The sequence below is a fragment of the Pseudomonas sp. BCRC 81390 genome (assembly GCF_030341915.1).
Taxonomy (GTDB): domain Bacteria; phylum Pseudomonadota; class Gammaproteobacteria; order Pseudomonadales; family Pseudomonadaceae; genus Aquipseudomonas.
The window spans coordinates 909849-929570 of sequence record NZ_JATAAG010000066.1 but is presented as its reverse complement, the minus strand read 5'-3'; the positions used below and the strand labels follow the sequence as shown (position 1 = coordinate 929570).

Below are 19722 nucleotides of genomic sequence, written 5' to 3'. Positions count from 1 at the left end.
ATGTCCACAGGTCCTACCCGCCCCTCCACCCTTACCCGCCGTACAGGGCCACTGTCCCTGCTTGCACTGGCCCTGCTCGCCAGCGGTACCTGCAGCCTGCCGGCGCTGGCCGCCGAGCCGTCCCAGGCCAGCAGCCCACGCATGGGCGAATACCGCTTCAACATCGGCCAGCAGCCGCTGGTGACGGCCATCAATGCGTTCAGCCAGGCCACCGGCTGGCAAGTCGGCTTCAACGCCGAGCTGGCCGACGGCGTAGTCTCGCCAGGGGTGCAGGGTTCGCTACTGCCGGAAGCCGCACTCAAGCGCCTGCTGCAAGGCACCGGCCTGGGCGTACGCAAGATCGGCAACGGCAATGTGGTGCTCGAACGCCAGGCTGGCAGCAGCGTGGTCGCCCTGCAGCAGGTCACCGTCAGCGCCACCCGCAGCGCCCAGGACGTCAGCCAGGTGCCGAGTACCGTCAGCGTGCAGACCCGCGAGCAACTGGACCGGCAGAACGTCAACACTATTCAAGACCTGGTGCGCTACGAGCCCGGCGTGTCAGTGGCCGGCACCGGCCAGCGCAGCGGCCTGAACGGCTACAACATCCGTGGTATCGACGGCGAACGAATCCTCACCCAGGTCGACGGCGTGTCGATCCCCGACAGTTTCTTCTACGGGCCCTACGCCCAGACCCAGCGCAACTACGTCGACCCGGAAATCGTCAAACGCGTGGAAATCCTCCGCGGCCCGGCCTCGGTGCTGTACGGCAGCAATGCCATCGGCGGCGCGGTCAGCTATTTCACCCTCGACCCGGACGACATCATCAAGCCCGGCCAGGACGCTGGTGCCCGCCTGAAGAGCGGCTACAGTTCGGCCGACGAAAGCTGGCTGACCTCCGCCACCGTCGCCGCTCGCCAGGGTGACTTCGACGGCCTGCTGCACCTGAGCCAGCGCAACGGCCACGAAACCGAGACCCACGGCGGCCACGGCGGCGAAGGGCTGTCGCGTAGCGAAGCCAACCCGCTGGACGCGCGCACCACCAACGTGCTGGCCAAGCTGGGCTGGGACTACGCCGACGATGCTCGCCTCGGTTTCACCTACGAGCGCTACAAGGATGACCGCGACCAGAACATCCTCAGCGCAGTGGGCGGGCCGTTCACCGGCGGCGCCAATGGCATGGGCTTCTACAAGGCACGTACCGGCAACGACACCATCACCCGTGAGCGCTTCGGCATCAGTCATGAGTTTGGCCTGGCATCGCCGCTTGCCGACCACATGAAGTGGAGCCTCAACTACCAGATCGCCAAGACCGACCAGCACACCGAGGAAATCTATGCGCCCTTCACCCGCCAGGTACTGCGCACCCGCGATACCCTCTACAAGGACCGCCAGTGGGTGTTCGACGCGCAACTGGACAAGGCTTTCAGCCTGGCTGCCACCGACCATCTGCTGACCTACGGCACCACTCTCAGGCATGAGAAGGTCACCGGCTCGCGCAGCGGCACCGGTACCTGCCTGGCCGTGGGCGCAGGCTGCCCTGCCGCCGGTGCTGACCGCCCGGCCGATGGCCAGGCCCTGGTCAGCGACTTCCCGGACCCGACCGTGAACACCTACAGCCTGTTCGTGCAAGATGAAATCCGCTGGAACGACTGGACCTTCCTGCCCGGCGCACGCTACGACTACACGCGCATGGAGCCAAGGTTCACCGAGGAATACCTGCGCGGCCTGGAATCAACCGGTGCGGCGCCCACCTCCTTGGACGACGCCACCAGGAAGTGGCACCGTGTCTCGCCCAAGTTCGGCCTCACCTACGCCTTCAATGATAACTACACCTGGTACGGCCAGTACGCGGAAGGCTTCCGCACGCCGACCGCCAAAGCCATGTTCGGCAAATTCCAGAACCTCGACCAGGGCTACCGCGTGGAAGGCAACCCAGACCTGGAGCCGGAGAAGAGCAAGAGCTATGAAACCGGCCTGCGCGGCAGCTTCGACGCCGGCAGCTTCGATGTGGCGGTGTTCTACAACAAGTACCGCGACTTCATCGATGAAGACGCCGTGCAGAGCGCCAACCTGGAGCAGACCTTCCGCGCCAGCAACATCAAGCACGCCACCATCAAGGGCGCCGAGTTCAAGGGCCGCCTGAACCTCGACCGCTTCGGCGCGCCGCAGGGCCTGTATGGCCAGGGCTCGCTAGCCTACGCCTACGGCCGCAACGACGACAGCGGCGCGCCGCTGAACAGCGTCAACCCGCTCAAGGGTGTGTTCGGCCTCGGTTACGAGCAACAGCAATACGGTGGCCTGTTGAGCTGGACACTGGTCAAGCGCAAGACCCGCATCGACGACAGCACCTTCCATTCGCCCGACGGCTCCAGCAGCAAGTTCCGCACCCCGGGCTACGGCGTGCTGGACCTGACCGGCTACTACCGGGTCAGCGACGACATCACCATCAATGCTGGCCTGTACAACCTCACCGACAAGAAGTACTGGCAGTGGGATTCGGTGCGCAGCTACGACGGCCAGGGTGAAGCGGCCGTGACCCAGCCGGCCAACATCGACCGCCTGAGCATGCCGGGGCGCAACTTCGGCATCAATGTGGTCTGGGATATCTGATCTGGACTGGCACTGACAGGTTGTTTCTTCAGTGCCGGCCTCGCCGCGGGCTCACCCGTGAAGAGGCCGGCACTGCAGGCACAGATCGCAGATTTTTTTACCGTCGCCCCCGCACTGTTTCGTCTTGTCTCTAGAGCCCTCTACTCCAAGGATTCCCCATGACCGACCGCCCAGCCCTGCGCTCCCAACGCCTGAACCAGATCACCCATGCCCCGCACGCCGAACTGGATGCTCTGGTCAAATCTCACGCACCCTTCGACAGCCGCGAGAGCTTTGCCCGTTTCGTGGTCGCCCAGTACCTGTTCCAGGCCGAATTGCAGCCCCTTTACAACGACCCGCAACTGATCGCCATCGTCCCCGACCTGGCCGAGCGCTGCCGTGCCGAACAGGCCCGCCTGGACCTCGCCGACCTGGCCACCGAAGTGCCACCCGCGCTACCCGGTGCGCTGCGCAATCCAGGCCTGGGCGAGGCAATGGGCTGGATCTTCGTCTCCGAAGGCTCCAAACTGGGCGCGGCGTTTCTGATCAAGCGTGCCATGGCCCTAGGGCTGTCCGACAGTTTCGGTGCTCGCCACCTGGGCGAGCCGGCCGGTGGCCGGGCCGAAGGCTGGAAACACTTCACCCGTATTCTTGATGGCCTGGCACTGTCGGCCGACGACGAGGCTGCGGCAGAACGCGGCGCGGTGGCTGCCTTCGAACGCTTCACCGAGCTGCTCAGGCACGCCTATGCTACGGATGCCGCGCTGGCTTGATACGCCATACCCGGCCACCCTGTCGGTGGCCGAACCGCTTTTTACGCAGTGAGACCATGACCCGACCCGCCCGCTCGAAACTCGCCCGCGTGCTGTATGCGATCCTGGCTTATGTCAGCCTGGGCGTGGGCCTGGTCGCGATTGTGATTCCCGGCCTGCCAACCACCGAATTCATCCTGCTGGCCGCCTGGGCGGCTACCCGCAGTTCGCCACGCCTGTCGGCCTGGCTGGAAAACCACCGCCTGTTCGGGCCGATCCTGTACAACTGGCGCAATGGCAAGGTAATCCAGCGGCGGGCGAAAGTGAGCGCGACACTCAGCATGCTGCTGTGCGCAGGGCTGATGCTGACGCTTCTGCAACACCACTGGCCGGTGTACCTGGCCATTGCCGGCATGACCCTGGGCAACCTGTGGATCTGGTCACGCCCGGAACACCCTTGCCCTGCCCCATCACAGGCTCAGCAGCCCTGAGTACAGGGCGTAGGCGGCCAATGCGGCGCCTGCCAGCACGGCGGCAAATATCAGCTTTTCCCCATGGCTGAACAAGGTCTGGCCCTGTTCACGCTTGGCCCTGGCAAACAAAATCACCCCCGGGGCGTAGAGCAACGCCGACAGCAGCAGGTATTTGAGGCCGCCGGCGTAGAGCAGCCAGATGGCATACAGCAAGGCAACCAGCGCCACCAGCAGGTCCTTGCGGCGCAGCGCCGGCTGCCCGGCGTAGGTTTCTCCACGTATCGCCAGCAGCACGGCGTAGGCCGCCGACCACAGGTAGGGCACCAGGATCATCGACGAGGCCAGGTAGATCAGGCTGGTGTAGGTACCGGCAGAGAACAGCGTGATCAGCAGAAACCCCTGGATCATGCAGTTGGTCAGCCACAGGGCGTTGGCCGGCACATGGTTGGCGTTTTCCTTGGCCAGGAAACGCGGCATGGTCTTGTCGCGCGCCGTGGCATAGAGGATCTCGGCACACAGCAGCGCCCACGACAACAGCGCGCCGAGCAGCGAAACCGCCAGGCCGAGGCTGATCAGCAGGGCGCCCCAGGGCCCGACGATATGCTCCAGCACCGAGGCCAGCGACGGGTTCTGCAACCCGGCCAGCTCCGGCTGGGTCATCACCCCCAGCGACAGCACGTTGACCAGTACCAGCAGCGCCAGCACCCCGAGAAAGCCGATCACCGTGGCCTTGCCCACATCCGAACGGCGCTGGGCACGCCCGGAATACACGCTGGCGCCTTCGATGCCGATGAACACGAACACGGTCACCAGCATCATGTTGCGCACCTGCTCCAGCACGCTGCCGAACTGCGGGTTGCCCAGGCCCCAGATATCCCGGGTGAAGATATCGGCACGGAAGGCGAACACCGCAATCACCACGAAAATCAGCAACGGCACGACCTTGGCCACGGTGGTCACCTGGTTGATGAACGCCGCTTCCTTGATGCCGCGCAGCACCAGAAAATGCACCGCCCACAGCAGCAGCGAGGCACAGCCGATGGCAATCGGCGTGTTGCCTTCGCCAAACACGGGGAAGTAGAACCCCAGGGTGCTGAACAGCAGCACGAAGTAGCCGACGTTGCCCAGCCAGGCGCTGATCCAGTAGCCCCAGGCCGAGGAAAAGCCCATGTAGTCGCCAAAGCCGGCCTTGGCGTAAGCGTACACCCCTGAGTCGAGCGCCGGCTTGCGGTTGGCCAGGGTCTGGAACACGAACGCCAGCGCCAGCATGCCGACCGCAGTAATGGCCCAGCCGATCAGCACCGCTCCCACTTCGGCACGCGCCGCCATGTTCTGCGGCAGCGAGAAGATCCCGCCACCGATCATCGAGCCGACCACCAGCGCGATCAGCGCGCCGAGGCGCAGCTTCTGTCCCGGTTCGCTCATGTGCCTCCCTGTTTTTTTGCCCGCTGTCACAGGTTTGAAACAGCCATGGGGGCCATATAATACTGTTACTTATAAGATTTGTGATCTATGAAGCTATAGCACTCATAACTACTTTGTCTATAACCCAGCTACGGAAAATTAGCACCTGCCGGGGAACTAGGAAAGCGCCTGATAAAACTTGAAATTCTTGTCAAAAATTTGCGAAAGCGGCAAAAGCGGCTAGCTTCAAGAGTCGCAGGCGGAACAGAGCGTTTGCTCTAGAAGGACATGGAGGTGCCAGCGCGCAAGGCCTGCAGCAGAAGCTGTCGGCACTCTCCAGGAGTATCGTGAAGGATTTTTCCCACTTCACGTCGCCATGAACTGACCCAAGTCAGCGTATGGCAACGGCGTCGGATTTACTCTGTCGTCAACTTTCTCCTGGCAGGAGTTGTTAAATGTCTGATTCATCCGGAAAACTAAAGCTCGGCGCGTTAGTTGCACTTGTCGTCGGTTCGATGATTGGTGGTGGGATCTTCTCGCTGCCGCAAAACATGGCGGCCAGCGCGGGGGTCGGCGCGGTGCTGATCGGCTGGGCCATCACCGCGGTCGGCATGCTGACCCTGGCGTTCGTGTTCCAGACCCTGGCCAACCGCAAGCCTGACCTGGATGGCGGGGTGTATGCCTACGCCAAGGCCGGTTTCGGTGACTACATGGGTTTCTCCTCGGCCTGGGGCTACTGGATCAGTGCCTGGCTGGGCAACGTCGGCTATTTCGTGCTGTTGTTCAGCACCTTGGGCTACTTCTTCCCGATCTTCGGCGAAGGCAACACGCCGGCCGCCATCATTGGCGCCTCGGTGCTGCTGTGGGCGGTGCACTTCCTGGTACTGCGCGGCATCAAGGAAGCGGCATTCATCAACCTGGTCACCACCGTAGCCAAGGTCGTACCGCTGGGGCTGTTTGCCCTGATCTGCCTGTTCGCCTTCAAGCTCGACATCTTCACCGCCGACATCTGGGGCCTGGGCACGCCCGAGCTGGGCAGCGTGATGAACCAGGTACGCAACATGATGCTGGTCACCGTGTGGGTGTTCATCGGCATCGAGGGCGCGAGCATCTTCTCGTCGCGGGCGGAAAAGCGCTCCGACGTGGGCAAGGCCACGGTCATCGGCTTCGTCACCGTGCTGCTGTTCCTGGTACTGGTCAACGTACTGTCGCTGGGCATCATGACCCAACCGGAACTGGCCAAGCTGCAGAACCCGTCGATGGCCGCCGTGCTCGAACACGTGGTTGGCCACTGGGGCGCGGTGCTGATCAGCGTCGGCCTGATCATCTCGCTGCTCGGGGCCCTGCTGTCGTGGGTGCTGCTGTGCGCCGAGATCATGTTCGCCGCGGCCAAGGACCACACCATGCCGGAGTTCCTGCGCCGTGAGAACGCCAACCAGGTGCCGGCCAACGCCCTGTGGCTGACCAACGCCATGGTGCAGATCTTCCTGGTGATCACGCTGTTCTCCAACAGCACCTACCTGTCGCTGATCTACCTGGCCACGTCCATGATCCTGGTCCCCTACCTGTGGTCGGCAGCCTATGCCGTGCTGTTGGCCGTGCGCCGCGAAACCTACGAACAGGCCCTGGCCGAACGGCGCAAGGACCTGATCATCGGTGCCATCGCCCTGGTGTACGCCATCTGGCTGCTGTACGCCGGCGGCGTGAAATACCTGCTGCTCTCGGCCCTGCTCTACGCACCTGGCGCGATCCTGTTCGCCAAGGCCAAGCGTGAGGTTGGCCAGCCTGTCTTCACCAACGTGGAAAAACTGATCTTCGCAGCCGTGGTCATCGGTGCCCTGGTGGCAGCCTTCGGCCTGTACGACGGCTTCCTGACCCTTTGACCCACGTCTTCGTTCAATTGGAGGAATGAAACCATGTCCGCTGAAAAACAGAAGTACGGTGTCCACTCCGAAGCCGGCAAACTGCGCAAAGTGATGGTTTGCTCGCCGGGCCTGGCGCACAAGCGCCTGACGCCGAGCAACTGTGACGAGCTGCTGTTCGACGATGTGATCTGGGTCGACCAGGCCAAGCGTGACCATTTCGACTTCGTCACCAAGATGCGCGAACGGGGCGTGGATGTGCTGGAGATGCACAACCTGCTGACCGACATCGTCCAGCAACCCGAAGCGTTGAAGTGGATTCTCGATCGCAAGATCACCCCCGACACGGTCGGTGTCGGCCTGACCAACGAAGTGCGCAGCTGGCTCGAAGGCCTCGAACCGCGCCACCTGGCCGAGTTCCTGATCGGCGGCGTCGCCGGACAGGACCTGCCGCAAAGCGAAGGTGCCGATGTGGTCAAGATGTACAACGACTACCTGGGCCACTCCAGCTTCATCCTGCCACCGCTGCCGAACACCCAGTTCACCCGTGACACCACCTGCTGGATCTACGGCGGCGTGACACTGAACCCGATGTACTGGCCGGCGCGACGCCAGGAGACCCTGCTGACCACTGCCATCTACAAGTTCCACCCGCAATTCACCAACGCCGACTTCCAGGTCTGGTACGGCGACCCGGACAAGGAACACGGCCAGTCCACCCTCGAAGGCGGCGATGTCATGCCGATCGGCAAGGGTATCGTGCTGATCGGCATGGGTGAGCGCACCTCGCGCCAGGCCATCGGCCAGCTGGCACAGAACCTGTTCGCCAAGGGTGCGGTGGAAAAGGTCATTGTTGCCGGTCTGCCCAAATCGCGTGCCGCCATGCACCTGGATACCGTGTTCAGCTTCTGCGACCGCGACCTGGTCACGGTCTTCCCGGAAGTGGTCAGGGAGATCGTGCCGTTCATCATCCGCCCGGACGAGAGCAAGCCATACGGCATGGACGTGCGCCGCGAACACAAGTCCTTCATCGAAGTGGTGGGCGAGCAACTGGGCGTCAAGCTGCGCGTGGTCGAAACCGGCGGCAACAGCTTCGCCGCCGAGCGTGAGCAATGGGACGACGGCAACAACGTGGTGGCCATCGAGCCGGGAGTGGTCATTGGCTACGACCGCAACACCTACACCAATACCCTGCTGCGCAAGGCCGGGGTGGAAGTCATCACCATCAGTGCCGGTGAGCTGGGCCGTGGCCGTGGCGGCGGCCACTGCATGACCTGCCCGATCGTGCGCGACCCAATCGATTACTAACGACCATTACCCCCGGCCGCCCTCACGAAGCGGCGGCCGGTGCGTTCACCAAACTCAAGGAGCAAAGTCATGGCGTTCAACATTCACAACCGCAACCTGCTCAGCCTGGAACACCACACCACCCGTGAGCTGCGCTACCTGCTGGACCTGTCCCGCGACCTCAAGCGCGCCAAGTACACCGGCACCGAGCAACAGCACCTGAAGGGCAACAACATCGCCCTGATCTTCGAAAAAACCTCCACGCGTACCCGCTGCGCCTTTGAAGTGGCCGCCTATGACCAGGGCGCCAACGTCACTTATATCGACCCCAACTCGTCGCAGATCGGCCACAAGGAAAGCATGAAGGACACCGCCCGCGTGCTCGGGCGCATGTACGACGCCATCGAGTACCGTGGCTTCAAGCAGGAAATCGTCGAAGAGCTGGCCAAGTACGCTGGCGTGCCGGTGTTCAACGGCCTGACCGACGAATACCACCCGACCCAGATGATTGCCGACGTGCTGACCATGCGCGAGCACAGCGACAAGCCGCTGCACGACATCAGCTACGCCTACCTGGGCGACGCCCGCAACAACATGGGCAACTCGCTGCTGCTGATCGGTGCCAAGCTCGGCATGGACGTGCGCATCGCCGCGCCCAAGGCACTGTGGCCACATGACGACCTGGTCGAGCGTTGCCGCAAGTACGCCGAGGAAAGCGGCGCGCGCATCACCCTTACCGAAGACCCGCTTGCCGCAGTCAAGGGTGTGGACTTCGTGCACACCGACGTCTGGGTATCGATGGGCGAGCCGATCGAAGCCTGGGGCGAGCGCATCAAGCTGCTCAAGCCGTACCAGGTCAACAGCCAGCTGATGAAGTCCACCGGCAACCCGCGGACCAAGTTCATGCACTGCCTGCCAGCGTTCCACAACTCCGAAACCAAAGTGGGCAAGCAGATCGCCGAACAGTACCCGGACCTGGCCAATGGTATCGAAGTGACCGACGACGTGTTCGAGTCGCCGGCCTGCATCGCCTTCGAGCAGGCGGAAAACCGCATGCACACGATCAAGGCGATCCTGGTGTCGACCCTGGCTGACCTGTAAGGGCTGACTCGATAGGTCGGGCAAGCCAGCCCCTGTGGGAGCGGGTTCACCCGCGAATGCGTCGGTAGCATCAGCCGCGTTGTCTGGGCTGACGCCTTCGCGGGTGAACCCGCTCCCACAAGGGGCGCACTATCCGGCCGAGAACAGCGCTCCCTTCTTTCGTTAAAGGACATTCCCCATGCGTATCGTTGTTGCATTGGGCGGCAACGCCCTGCTGCGTCGCGGCGAGCCCATGACCGCTGACAACCAGCGCGCCAATATCCGCACCGCCACCGAGCAGATCGCCAAGATCCACCCTGGCAACGAGCTGGTCATTGCCCACGGCAACGGCCCGCAGGTCGGCCTGTTGTCGCTGCAGGGCCTCTCCTACAAGCCCGACGAGGCGTACCCGCTGGACGTGCTGGGTGCCGAAACCGAGGGCATGATCGGTTACATGATCGAGCAGGAACTGGGCAACCTGCTGGCCTTCGAAGTGCCTTTCGCCACCCTGCTGACCCAGGTGGAGGTGGACGCCAACGACCCCGCCTTCAAGGACCCGACCAAGTTCATCGGCCCGGTCTATGGCAAGGAAGAGGCCGAGCGCCTGGCCAAGGAAAAAGGCTGGGTGGTCAAGGCCGACGGCGACAAGTACCGCCGTGTGGTGGCCAGCCCGAAACCCAAGCGCATCTTCGAGATTCGCCCGATCAAGTGGCTGCTGGAAAAGAACAGCATCGTGATCTGCGCCGGCGGTGGCGGCATCCCGACCATGTACGACGAAAACCGCAAGCTCAAGGGTATCGAGGCGGTGATCGACAAGGACCTGTGCTCGGCCCTGCTGGCCGAGCAGCTGGATGCCGACCTGCTGATCATCGCCACCGACGTCGATGCCGCCTACATCGACTGGGGCAAACCCACGCAGAAAGCCATCGCCCAGGCCCACCCCGACGAACTCGAACGCCTTGGCTTCGCCGCCGGTTCCATGGGCCCGAAGGTGCAGGCAGCCTGCGATTTCGCCCGGCACACGGGCAAGGTGGCGGTGATCAGCTCGCTGGAAAACATCGAAGACATCGTCAAAGGCACTGCCGGTACACGGGTTTCCACCGCGAAGCCAGGTATCAGCTACCGTTGAAAGCAGTGGGCGGGCGCTTGATGCCCGCCATTTTCGACCTTCCAGAGGAGCTTGCCATGGCCCAGTACCACCCCGGTCATGTACACATCGAGCGCACCGCGCTGAACAAGAACGACCACAGCTATGACCTGAACATCGAATACGAGGCAGTGTCGGACCCCAAGGAAGGCCGAGGCATCCAGTTCAAGATGCATGGCAGCATCGAAGGCAAGACAGTCGATGAAAAATTCTTCCTGACCAAGGATCAGGTACTACCCAGCTTTCTCATGGTGCTGAGCCGCAAGGCCCAGTCGTACCTGGCGCCGCCCAAGAAATTCGAGAGCCTGGGTTCGCCGCACAAGCTCTATGACCACATGTTCGCGGACATTCGCGAAAAACTCGATGTGAAGTCGGGCGACCCGATCAAGCCCGAACACCTGGAGTGATGCCACCATTTCGGGGCTGCAAAGCGGCCCCGACGATGTTAAGGCATACTACTCCCCTCCCCAGCCACCACCGCAGCTCCTCATGCGCATCCACGTCAGCTTCATCGACCGCGTCGGCATCACCCAGGAAGTACTTGCCCTGCTCGGGGCCCGCAACCTTAACCTGGACGCAGTGGAGATGGTCCCGCCGAACGTCTACATCGACGCCCCCACCCTCAGCCCCGCCGTGCTCGAAGAACTGCACGACGCACTGTTCGAGGTCCAGGGCGTGCAGTCGGTGGATGTGGTCGACATTCTCCCCGGGCAACGCCGCCACCTGCAGCTCGACGCCCTGCTGGCGGCGATGAGCGACCCGGTACTGGCCGTGGACAGTGCCGGCAAGGTGCTGCTGGCCAATCCGGCGCTGATCGAACTGTGCGGCCGCGAATCCGCGGGGCGCTCGGTGGGTGAGCTGTTCGGCGACCCGGCACTGCTGCAGGCGCTGCAGGACAACAATTTCCACCTGCCCATGCGCGAGATGCAGCTCAACGGCCAGAGCCTGCTGCTGGACGCCACGCCGATCACCAACGCCGGTGGCCTGCTGACGCTGTACCCGCCCACGCGCATGGGTGAACGCCTGTCGGCCCTGCACCACGACCATGCCGAGGGCTTCGATGCGTTGCTCGGCGAATCGTCGGCGATCCGCACCCTCAAGGCCCGAGCCTTGCGCGTGGCGACGCTCGATGCGCCGCTGTTGGTGCACGGCGAAACTGGCACCGGCAAAGAGCTGGTGGCCCGCGCCTGCCACGCCATCAGCAGCCGCCACGCGGCGCCTTTCCTGGCGCTGAACTGTGCTGCGCTGCCCGAAAGCCTGGCCGAGAGCGAACTGTTCGGCTACGCCCCGGGCGCCTTCACCGGCGCGCAACGAGGGGGCAAGCCCGGGCTGATGGAACTGGCCAACCAGGGTACGGTGTTTCTCGATGAAATCGGCGAGATGTCGCCGTACCTGCAGGCCAAGCTGCTGCGTTTTCTCAGCGATGGCAGTTTCCGCCGGGTGGGCGGCGACCGTGAAGTGAAGGTGGATGTACGCATCATCAGCGCCACCCACCGTGACCTGGAACGCATGGTCGCCGACGGCAGCTTCCGTGAAGACCTGTTCTACCGCCTCAACGTGCTCAACCTGCAGGTGCCACCGTTGCGCGACCGAGGCCAGGACATCCTGATGCTGGCGCATTTCTTCATGCAGCAGGCCTGCACGCAGATCCAGCGCCCGCCCTGCCGGCTGACCCCGGCCACCCATTCCGCTCTGCTGGCCAACCCTTGGCCAGGCAACGTGCGCCAGTTGCAGAACGTGATCTTCCGCGCTGCTGCCATCTGCGAGGGCAACCTGGTGGATATCGGCGACCTGGACATCGCCGGCACCTCGGTCGCGCGTGGACAGGATGGCGAAGTGGCGAGCCTGGAACAGGCCGTGGCCGATTTCGAGCGCGAGTTGTTGCAACGCCTGTACGCCAGCTACCCCTCGACGCGGCAACTGGCCGGGCGCTTGCAAACCTCACATACCGCCATTGCCCAGCGCCTGCGCAAATATGGAATACCGGGCAAGGCTTGAGTGAATGAACATCGGCCCTACTGGAGCGCGGTCGTGCTTGCCAGGCGCCGCGCATGAGTCGGCGCCGGGGCTGCTCTGGAGTCACGCGCCCTGGCTGTTTCACGGCGCAGCACCGGAAGGATCTCGCTACCGAAAAGCTCGAGCATGTCCAGCACCTCGGGCAATGGGATACCGGCATGGTCGAACAGGAACAGCTGCCGTTGGTAATCGCCGAACTGCTCGCGGAAAGTGAGGGTCTTGTCGATGATTTCCTGAGGGCTGCCGACCGATAACGGCGTCTGTTCAATGAACTCTTCCAGCGATGGACCGTGGCCATACACCGGTGCGTTGTCGAAGAACGGACGAAAACGCTCACGTGCGATCTGGGACTGGCGGTTGACGAAGATATGCCCCCCAAGGCCGACGATAGCGTCCTGCTCCGTGCCATGGCCGTAGTAGGCGTAGCGCGAGCGGTAGAACGCGACCAGCCGTTGGAAATGGCCTTTTGGCCAGAGGATATGGCTGGCAAAGAAGCCGTCCCCGTAGCGCGCCGCCTGTTCAGCGATTTCCGGTGTGCGAATCGAGCCATGCCAGACGAACGGCGGCAGCCCATCCAGTGGGCGGGGAATGGACGTGAATCGACGAAGCGGTGCGCGAAAACGCCCTTCCCAGTCGATCTCTTCCTCTCGCCAGAGCCGGTGCAGCAGGTCGTAGTTCTCCAGCGCCAGCGGCAGCGCCTGCATGATGTCCTTGTCGAACCAGGGGTAGACCTGCGCCGTGTTGCCGCGCCCCAGCATCAGGTCCATGCGTCCGCCCGAGAGATGCTGCAGCACGGCATATTCCTCGGCCAGGCGCACCGGGTCGTTGGTGGTGATCAGCGTGGTCGAGGTGGAAAGGATCAGCCGTGAAGTCTGCGCGGCAATGAAGGCCAGAAGCGTCGTGGGCGACGAGGTCACGAATGGCGGGTTATGGTGCTCTCCTGTGGCGAACACGTCGAGGCCGACTTCCTCGGCCTTGAGGGCGATGCGGACCATGGCCTGCAGCCTTTCGGCCTCGCTCGGGGTACGGCCGGTGCTGGGGTCGCGGGTCACATCGCCAACACTGTAGATTCCGAATTGCATCCTTGCCTCCAGGGCTAACGTTTTTCTTGATTGTACGCCTGTACGCGAACTGTTCAACTCCTTTTCCCGAGCGTATGATCATCCCGTCGCTGCCACCTCGCCGCGGCACTCATGGATAGCCGGACAAAGGAGATACGTCATGCCAGAGGTCATTGTTTACGCAACTGCGGGCCGTTCCGAACAGCAAAAGAAGAAACTGCTGCGCTCGGTGACCGAGGCTGTTGCGAGCAGTTTCGAGATAGCCCGCGAACACGTGGTGGTGCAGATCGTGGAAGCAAAACCTGGCGACAAGGCCAAGGGCGGGATCCCTTTCGACGAGCGTTGAAGCCTGCCGCAGGCACGGTGCATGGCACCGTGCCCTTTCTATGCAAAGCCTTACATATATTCGGCAATGCCCTGCGCGAACCGACGGTTCATGGTGTTCTGCGCCTCGATTGCACAAGTGTCATTCGAAAAACGCCGTTTACAGAAGGACTGTACGAAAGACTTGCAACAGTACGACTGTATGCGTACATTGGCCTTGTTCGATGTCGATACGGACCCAAGGTTTCATCCCTAACAGCAAGGAGCTGAACATGAAGACATTGATGCAGTGGCGTGACCTGCCTGCCGAGGCAGAAGAATGGATGGCGCGTATCGAAGCGGTACGGCCGCTGATTCTGCGGCACCGGGATTACGCCGAAGCGCAAGGTGAAACCCACCCCGAGGTCATGGCCGAGCTGTTCAAGCTGGGCTTTTCCCGTCTGTGCGTGAGCAAGGCGTTTGGTGGCCAGCAGTTGGACATCCGCGTCATCTCGCAGATTATCCAGCGTCTTGCTGCACTTGACGCCTCGGTCTCGTGGCAGGTCATGGTGCAGGTCGCCATGGGGCGGCTCGCTGATTACCTGCCAGAGCAGGCGGCTCGTGAAATCTACAGTTCCTGCAATGGCTTCGTCGTCGGTGCGATCCATTCGGGTGGCGAGGCGATCGCGGTCGACGGTGGTTACCGGGTCAGTGGCAAGTGGGGCTTCGCCAGCGGTTCGGCACATGCTGACTGGCTAGTGTGCACGGCAACACTCCACCAGGAAGTTGCCGATGGCACGGCCCCCCAGGTGCGCATGTTCTTCGTACCACGCACCGACTGCCGCATCATCAAGACCTGGGACGTACTGGGCATGCGCGGAACCGGCAGCAATCATTTCGAATGCAGCAATGTCTGGGTCCCGGCCCACTACTGCGTCAACACCGAAGCACTGAAGAAGGCGCCTGCGCCTCGTGATTCCCTGGCCTACAAGGTGGGTTACTACGACTTCGGCACGATCGCCGCGATGGGCACCGTGCTCGGCGTGGCCAAGGCCGCCCTGGCGTACTTCCGTGACGAACGCACCCTGCCGGGCGATGAAGGCGTGGCGGCACTGACCAGCGAGAAGACCGGTATCGTGCTGGCGCAGCTGCACACCGCGCAACTGCTGCTCGAGGATGCCATCACGCAGGCCCAGCAGGCTGATGGCGATGGCCTCAACGTCCGCGTCGCACTGGCCGCCTCGCTCCTCAACGAGTACGCCGTCAATGCGGTGAACCAACTGCATGGGCTGACCGGCTCCAAGGCGGTCTACAAAGCATGCGAACTGGAACGCTGCCTTCGCGATATCCATGTGGGTTCCAAGCATTTTGTCCTCTCGCCGTTGAACCTCTTCGGCCTGGGCAAGCTGTATCTGGGCAAGGCACAGACCAGCAAGATCTATTGATCGCGACCGTGGTCGCGCATTACTGACAGTCAGTCGAGCAGCTCCCGGCCAGGCCGGCCGGGCCGGGACTGATGCAGGTTGGAGTTTCTTGAATGTTGAATTTCCAGGTGGTCGCCGTCCCAGGCGACAGGGGGTAAGTCATGCGTGCGAAACACTATCTCGGAAAGGTAACGGCATCGGTGCTGACACTTGCCGTACTGGGAGGCTTCACGCTGCGCTACATGGCTCATGGAGAAGAGCCGGCGCCTGCCCCCGTACTGGTACCGGCGGCACTGGCGCAGGTCAAGCAGGTGCCATACACCTATTATCAGGTCGCCATCGGCCAGATCGAAGCGAGCCAGCAGGTGCTGCTGACGGCGGAAGTCAGTGGCCAGGTGGTCGCACTGGCCTTTGATTCGGGTGACAAGGTCAAGGCCGGCAATGTGGTGGTCAAACTCAATACATCGCCCGAAGAGGGTGAACTGACCCGTTTGCGCGGCGAATTCGATGCCGCCAGAACCCACTACACCCGCCTGCAGACATTGGCGCGAAATGGGGCCGAGAGCCAGCGGGCACTGGACAGCGCCCGTGCACAGTTCGATGCCGCCAAAGGCAACCTCGAGAACATGCAGGCCCAGATCGCGCAGAAGACCATCCGTGCACCGTTTTCCGGGGAGCTGGGCATCCGCCAGGTTCACCTGGGCGATTATGTGCAGGCGGGCCGGCCGCTGGCCACGCTGACCGATCTTGACCGGCTACGGGTCAACTTCACCGTCTCCGAGCGTGACAGCGCCAGTATCGTCAAGGGCCAGCATGTGGAAGTGACAGTCGATGCATGGGGCGATGAGAAGTTCGAAGGGGTGATCGGCGCCATCGATCCGCAGGTCAACAATTCCCATGTCATACGGGTCCAGGCCTTGCTCGACAAGCATCAGGACAAACTGCGCCCCGGCATGTACGCCAAGGTGAAAGTGCAGCTGCCAGGCAAGGACGAGCTGGTCATTCCCGAGACCGCGATTACCTACAACGCCTATGGCGAAAGCGTGTTCGTCACCTACACGGAAGACGGCCTGAAGAAGGTGCGGCGCAAGAACATCAGCATCGGCGAGCGCCGCGACGGCCTGGCGGTGGTGCTCAAGGGGCTGCAGGAAGGTGACGAGGTGGTGACCTCCGGGCAAATCAAACTGCAGGACGGTGTCGCCATCGAACCGGTAGCCGACACCGTGCGCCTGAACGTCCAGCGCTGAGGAACGACCATGCATTTCACTGATGTTTTCCTGCGCCGGCCGGTCCTGGCGCTGGTGGTCAGCACGCTGATCCTGCTGTTCGGGATCATGGCCTTCAACAAGCTTCCGGTGCGTCAGTACCCGATGCTGGAAACTTCCACCATCACCATCACTACCCAGTATCCAGGCGCCTCGTCGGAACTGATGCAGGGTTTCGTGACACAGCCGATCAGCCAGGCCGTGGCCTCGGTCGAGGGTATCGACTACCTGTCGTCCACTTCGACCCAGGGCAAGAGCCTGGTGACCGTGCGCATGCAGCTCAACAGTAACTCGATCAACGCCTTGACCGAGGTGATGGCCAAGGTCAACCAGATCCGCTACAAGCTGCCCGAAGAAGCCTATGACCCTGTGATCGAGCGTACCTCGGGCGGTTTCACCAGCGTCGCCTACGTGGCGTTTTCCAGCGAACAGCTGTCCATGCCCGAGGTGGCCGACTACATTTCGCGGGTGGTCGAGCCGATGTTCTCGGGTATCGATGGCGTGGCCAAGATCAATGTCCTGGGTGGGCAAACCCTGTCCATGCGCCTGTGGCTCGACCCCGATCTGCTGGCGGGCTATGGCATCACCGGCCAGGACGTGGCTGACGCGATCAGGGAGAACAACTTCCAGGCCGCTCCTGGTCAGGTCAAGGGCCTGTACGTGGTCAGCAACCTGCGGGTCAACACCGACCTGACCAGCGTCGACGACTTCAAGAACATGGTCCTGCGCAACGACAATGGCAACATCATTCGTGTGCGTGACGTCGGCACCGTCGAGCTCAACGCAGCCTCGTTCGACACCAGCGGCGCCATGAGCGCGGTCCCGGCCATGTTCCTGGGCCTCGATGCGGCGCCCACTGGCAACCCGCTGACCATCGTCAATGCGGTCAAGGCTCTGATCCCCGAGATCGAGAAGACCCTGCCGCCAGGCGTCAAGGTGCAGATCCCGTTCGAGGTGGCTCACTTCATCCAGTCGTCCATCGACGAGGTTACCCATACCCTGATCGAAGCGCTGGTCATCGTGGTCCTGGTCATCTACCTGTGCCTGGGCACTTTCCGCACGGTGCTGATTCCCCTGGTCACCATTCCGTTGTCGATGCTCGGTGCCGCCGTGCTGATGCAGATGTTCGGCTTCAGCCTGAACCTGCTGACGCTGCTGGCAATGGTGCTGGCCATCGGTCTGGTGGTGGATGACGCCATCGTCGTGGTGGAGAACGTCCACCGCCATATCGAGGAGGGCAAGACACCCTTCGAGGCGGCTTTGCTTGGTGCCCGCGAGGTGGCCGGCCCGGTGGTGGCGATGACATTCACCCTAGCTGCGGTATATGCCCCGATCGGCCTCATGGGCGGCCTGACCGGAACACTGTTCAAGGAGTTCGCGCTGACCCTGGCCGGCTCGGTGGTGGTGTCCGGTATCGTAGCGCTCACGCTGTCTCCGATCATGAGTACCCGCCTGCTCGATGCCAAGTCGAGCGAAGGCTACATGGCGCACAAGGCAGAAACGTTCTTCAACTGGCTGGCAGACCGCTACGGCAAGTTGCTGGGGATGTCGCTATCCCGGCGCTGGATCAGCCTGGCCATCGCCTTGATGATCTTTTTCAGCCTGCCGGTGCTGTACAAGTCGGCGCAGAGCGAACTGGCACCGATGGAAGACCAGAATATCCTGCTGACCGCCATCAAGGCGCCGCAGCATGCCAACATCAACTACGTCGAAGCGTTCTCCCGCAAGCTCCACGAGGTGTTCCAGGAATTCCCCGAAGGCTACAGCGATTGGGTGGCCAACGGCACCGATGGTATCTCCAACAGCGTTGGCGGCATCAACCTTGTGGACTGGCAGCAGCGCGAACGCAGCGCCAACCAGATCCAGCCATTGCTCCAGCAGCGGGTGAGCCAGATCGAGGGCACCAGCATCTTCGTCTTCCAGATGCCACCGCTGCCGGGTTCCACGGGCGGCCTTCCGGTGCAGATGGTCGTGCGCAGTGATCAGGACTACCAGTCGTTGTTCGAGGTGATGGACAAGCTCAAGGGCAGCGCCCGCAGCAGCGGCCTGTTCGCGGTGGTCGACAGCGACCTGGACTTCAACAACCCGGTGGTCGAAGTGCAGGTCGACAGGGCGAAGGCCAACGCCATGGGTATCCGCATGAGCGATATCGGCAAGACCCTCAACAGCCTGATTGGCGAGAAGTACATCAACCGTTTTGCCTACCATGGCCGCTCCTATGATGTGATTCCGCAAGCGCTGCCGCAGGACCGCCTGACCCCCGAGGCGCTCAACCGCTACTACGTCAAGGATCAACACGGCAACCTGGTACCACTGTCCACCCTGGCCACGATCAAGGTGAAGGTCGAGCCCAACCTGCGCCCGCAGTTCAACCAGCAGAACGCCGCGACGCTGCAGGCAATTCCGATGCCTGGGGTGACGCTGGGCGACGCCGTGGCCTTCCTCAGCGAGCAGGCCAAAGGGTTCCCGGCTGGCTACACCTATGACTGGCAGTCCGACACCCGGCAATACGTGCAGGAAGGCAACACCTTGATGCTGACCTTCGCCTTCGCCCTGGTGATCATCTACCTGGTGCTGGCAGTCCAGTATGAGAGCTTCATCGATCCGTTCATCATTCTGATCAGCGTACCGTTGTCGATCTGTGGGGCACTGTTGCCGCTGGCGCTGGGCTACACCTCGCTGAACATCTATACCCAGATCGGCCTGATCACGCTGATCGGCCTGATCAGCAAACACGGCATCCTCATGGTGGCGTTCGCCAACGAACTGCAGATGCACCACGGCATGGACAAACTGGAAGCCATCCGCCATGCGGCCGAAGTGCGCCTGCGACCGATCCTGATGACCACCGCCGCCATGGTAGTGGGGCTCGCACCGCTGATCTTCGCGACTGGCGCGGGAGCCAACAGCCGCTTCGGCCTGGGCCTGGTCATTGTCGTGGGCATGTTGATCGGCACATTGTTCACCCTGTTCATCCTGCCAACGGTCTACAGCTTGCTCAGTTCCACCAGGCAGCCCAAGGCGCTGCCCGTCACGGATGACGACAGCCAGGCCATCGACGCCGCGGCGCGAGGATAATC

General features: G+C 62.6%; 15 protein-coding genes. 13 read left to right on the top strand and 2 right to left on the bottom strand.

Going from position 1 to position 19722, the window contains the following annotated elements; all coding sequences use genetic code 11:
• The 3 genes from QSV36_RS20945 (at position 1) to QSV36_RS20935 (ending at position 3811) form a co-directional block, all read left to right on the top strand.
• Positions 1-2589 (top strand): TonB-dependent receptor, encoded by a 2589-nt coding sequence (locus QSV36_RS20945; protein WP_289134046.1) that lies wholly within the window; start codon positions 1-3, stop codon positions 2587-2589.
• A gap of 158 nt (positions 2590-2747) precedes the next feature.
• Complete coding sequence (locus tag QSV36_RS20940) at positions 2748-3341, top strand: biliverdin-producing heme oxygenase (protein ID WP_289134045.1); 594 nt, start codon at positions 2748-2750, stop codon at positions 3339-3341.
• A 56-nt stretch (positions 3342-3397) separates the two neighbouring features.
• Positions 3398-3811 (top strand): YbaN family protein, encoded by a 414-nt coding sequence (locus QSV36_RS20935; protein ID WP_289134043.1) that lies wholly within the window; start codon positions 3398-3400, stop codon positions 3809-3811.
• Here the strand turns inward: QSV36_RS20935 and arcD (QSV36_RS20930) are convergent.
• Positions 3791-5218 carry an arginine-ornithine antiporter gene (gene arcD / locus QSV36_RS20930; protein WP_289134042.1) on the bottom strand — a complete coding sequence of 476 codons (1428 nt, stop codon included), beginning with the start codon at positions 5216-5218 and terminating at the stop codon, positions 3791-3793. The genes QSV36_RS20935 and arcD (QSV36_RS20930) overlap by 21 nt on opposite strands.
• 434 nt (positions 5219-5652) lie before the next feature.
• Here arcD (QSV36_RS20930) and arcD (QSV36_RS20925) point away from each other — a divergent pair, with 434 nt between their 5' ends.
• The 6 genes from arcD (QSV36_RS20925) to gcsR all read left to right on the top strand — a co-directional run bounded on the left by arcD (QSV36_RS20925) (position 5653) and on the right by gcsR (position 12571).
• Positions 5653-7080, top strand: a complete 1428-nt coding sequence (gene arcD, locus QSV36_RS20925; RefSeq protein WP_289134040.1) for an arginine-ornithine antiporter — start codon at positions 5653-5655, stop codon at positions 7078-7080.
• A 33-nt stretch (positions 7081-7113) separates the two neighbouring features.
• Positions 7114-8367, top strand: coding sequence for an arginine deiminase (arcA, locus tag QSV36_RS20920; protein ID WP_225780575.1), 1254 nt, complete (start codon positions 7114-7116; stop codon positions 8365-8367).
• Positions 8368-8436: 69 nt separating this feature from the next.
• A complete protein-coding gene (locus tag QSV36_RS20915; protein WP_225780574.1) occupies positions 8437-9447 on the top strand; it encodes an ornithine carbamoyltransferase in 1011 nt (336 codons plus the stop codon).
• A 178-nt stretch (positions 9448-9625) separates the two neighbouring features.
• Entirely contained in the window at positions 9626-10555 is a 930-nt protein-coding gene (gene arcC / locus QSV36_RS20910) for a carbamate kinase (RefSeq protein WP_289134037.1), read from the top strand.
• A gap of 56 nt (positions 10556-10611) precedes the next feature.
• Complete coding sequence (locus QSV36_RS20905; RefSeq protein WP_289134035.1) at positions 10612-10980, top strand: DUF5064 family protein; 369 nt, start codon at positions 10612-10614, stop codon at positions 10978-10980.
• Between the two features lie 82 nt (positions 10981-11062).
• The gene (gene gcsR, locus QSV36_RS20900; protein ID WP_289134033.1) at positions 11063-12571 is read left to right on the top strand and encodes a transcriptional regulator GcsR; all 1509 of its coding nucleotides are present in this window, start codon (positions 11063-11065) and stop codon (positions 12569-12571) included.
• Positions 12572-12588: 17 nt separating this feature from the next.
• On the opposite strand, the gene QSV36_RS20895 is transcribed toward gcsR, so the two are convergent.
• Positions 12589-13671, bottom strand: coding sequence for a CE1758 family FMN-dependent luciferase-like monooxygenase (locus QSV36_RS20895; RefSeq protein WP_289134032.1), 1083 nt, complete (start codon positions 13669-13671; stop codon positions 12589-12591).
• On the opposite strand from QSV36_RS20895, the gene QSV36_RS26155 reads away from it, so the two are divergent.
• The 4 genes from QSV36_RS26155 (at position 13658) to QSV36_RS20875 (ending at position 19720) form a co-directional block, all read left to right on the top strand.
• Entirely contained in the window at positions 13658-13996 is a 339-nt protein-coding gene (locus tag QSV36_RS26155) for a tautomerase family protein (protein WP_502945727.1), read from the top strand. The two genes, QSV36_RS20895 and QSV36_RS26155, sit on opposite strands and share 14 nt — an antisense overlap.
• Before the next feature lie 250 nt (positions 13997-14246).
• On the top strand, positions 14247-15398 hold the full coding sequence (locus tag QSV36_RS20885; protein ID WP_289134030.1) for an acyl-CoA dehydrogenase family protein: 1152 nt from the start codon (positions 14247-14249) through the stop codon (positions 15396-15398).
• Between the two features lie 179 nt (positions 15399-15577).
• Positions 15578-16624, top strand: a complete 1047-nt coding sequence (locus QSV36_RS20880) for an efflux RND transporter periplasmic adaptor subunit (RefSeq protein WP_289134029.1) — start codon at positions 15578-15580, stop codon at positions 16622-16624.
• A 9-nt stretch (positions 16625-16633) separates the two neighbouring features.
• Positions 16634-19720, top strand: coding sequence for a MexW/MexI family multidrug efflux RND transporter permease subunit (locus QSV36_RS20875; protein WP_289134027.1), 3087 nt, complete (start codon positions 16634-16636; stop codon positions 19718-19720).
• Positions 19721-19722 lie beyond the last annotated feature (2 nt).

Excerpts from the sequence above, each read along its gene's own strand:
- QSV36_RS20875 (WP_289134027.1), top strand. The coding sequence starts at position 16,634 with ATGCATTTCACTGATGTTTTCCTGCGCCGGCCGGTCCTGGCGCTGGTG.
- arcA (WP_225780575.1), top strand. The coding sequence starts at position 7,114 with ATGTCCGCTGAAAAACAGAAGTACGGTGTCCACTCCGAAGCCGGCAAA.
- QSV36_RS20905 (WP_289134035.1), top strand. The coding sequence starts at position 10,612 with ATGGCCCAGTACCACCCCGGTCATGTACACATCGAGCGCACCGCGCTG.
- QSV36_RS20885 (WP_289134030.1), top strand. The coding sequence starts at position 14,247 with ATGAAGACATTGATGCAGTGGCGTGACCTGCCTGCCGAGGCAGAAGAA.
- QSV36_RS20945 (WP_289134046.1), top strand. The coding sequence starts at position 1 with ATGTCCACAGGTCCTACCCGCCCCTCCACCCTTACCCGCCGTACAGGG.
- QSV36_RS20940 (WP_289134045.1), top strand. The coding sequence starts at position 2,748 with ATGACCGACCGCCCAGCCCTGCGCTCCCAACGCCTGAACCAGATCACC.
- QSV36_RS20895 (WP_289134032.1), bottom strand. The coding sequence starts at position 13,671 with ATGCAATTCGGAATCTACAGTGTTGGCGATGTGACCCGCGACCCCAGC.
- gcsR (WP_289134033.1), top strand. The coding sequence starts at position 11,063 with ATGCGCATCCACGTCAGCTTCATCGACCGCGTCGGCATCACCCAGGAA.
- arcD (WP_289134040.1), top strand. The coding sequence starts at position 5,653 with ATGTCTGATTCATCCGGAAAACTAAAGCTCGGCGCGTTAGTTGCACTT.
- QSV36_RS20935 (WP_289134043.1), top strand. The coding sequence starts at position 3,398 with ATGACCCGACCCGCCCGCTCGAAACTCGCCCGCGTGCTGTATGCGATC.
- QSV36_RS20915 (WP_225780574.1), top strand. The coding sequence starts at position 8,437 with ATGGCGTTCAACATTCACAACCGCAACCTGCTCAGCCTGGAACACCAC.
- arcC (WP_289134037.1), top strand. The coding sequence starts at position 9,626 with ATGCGTATCGTTGTTGCATTGGGCGGCAACGCCCTGCTGCGTCGCGGC.
- arcD (WP_289134042.1), bottom strand. The coding sequence starts at position 5,218 with ATGAGCGAACCGGGACAGAAGCTGCGCCTCGGCGCGCTGATCGCGCTG.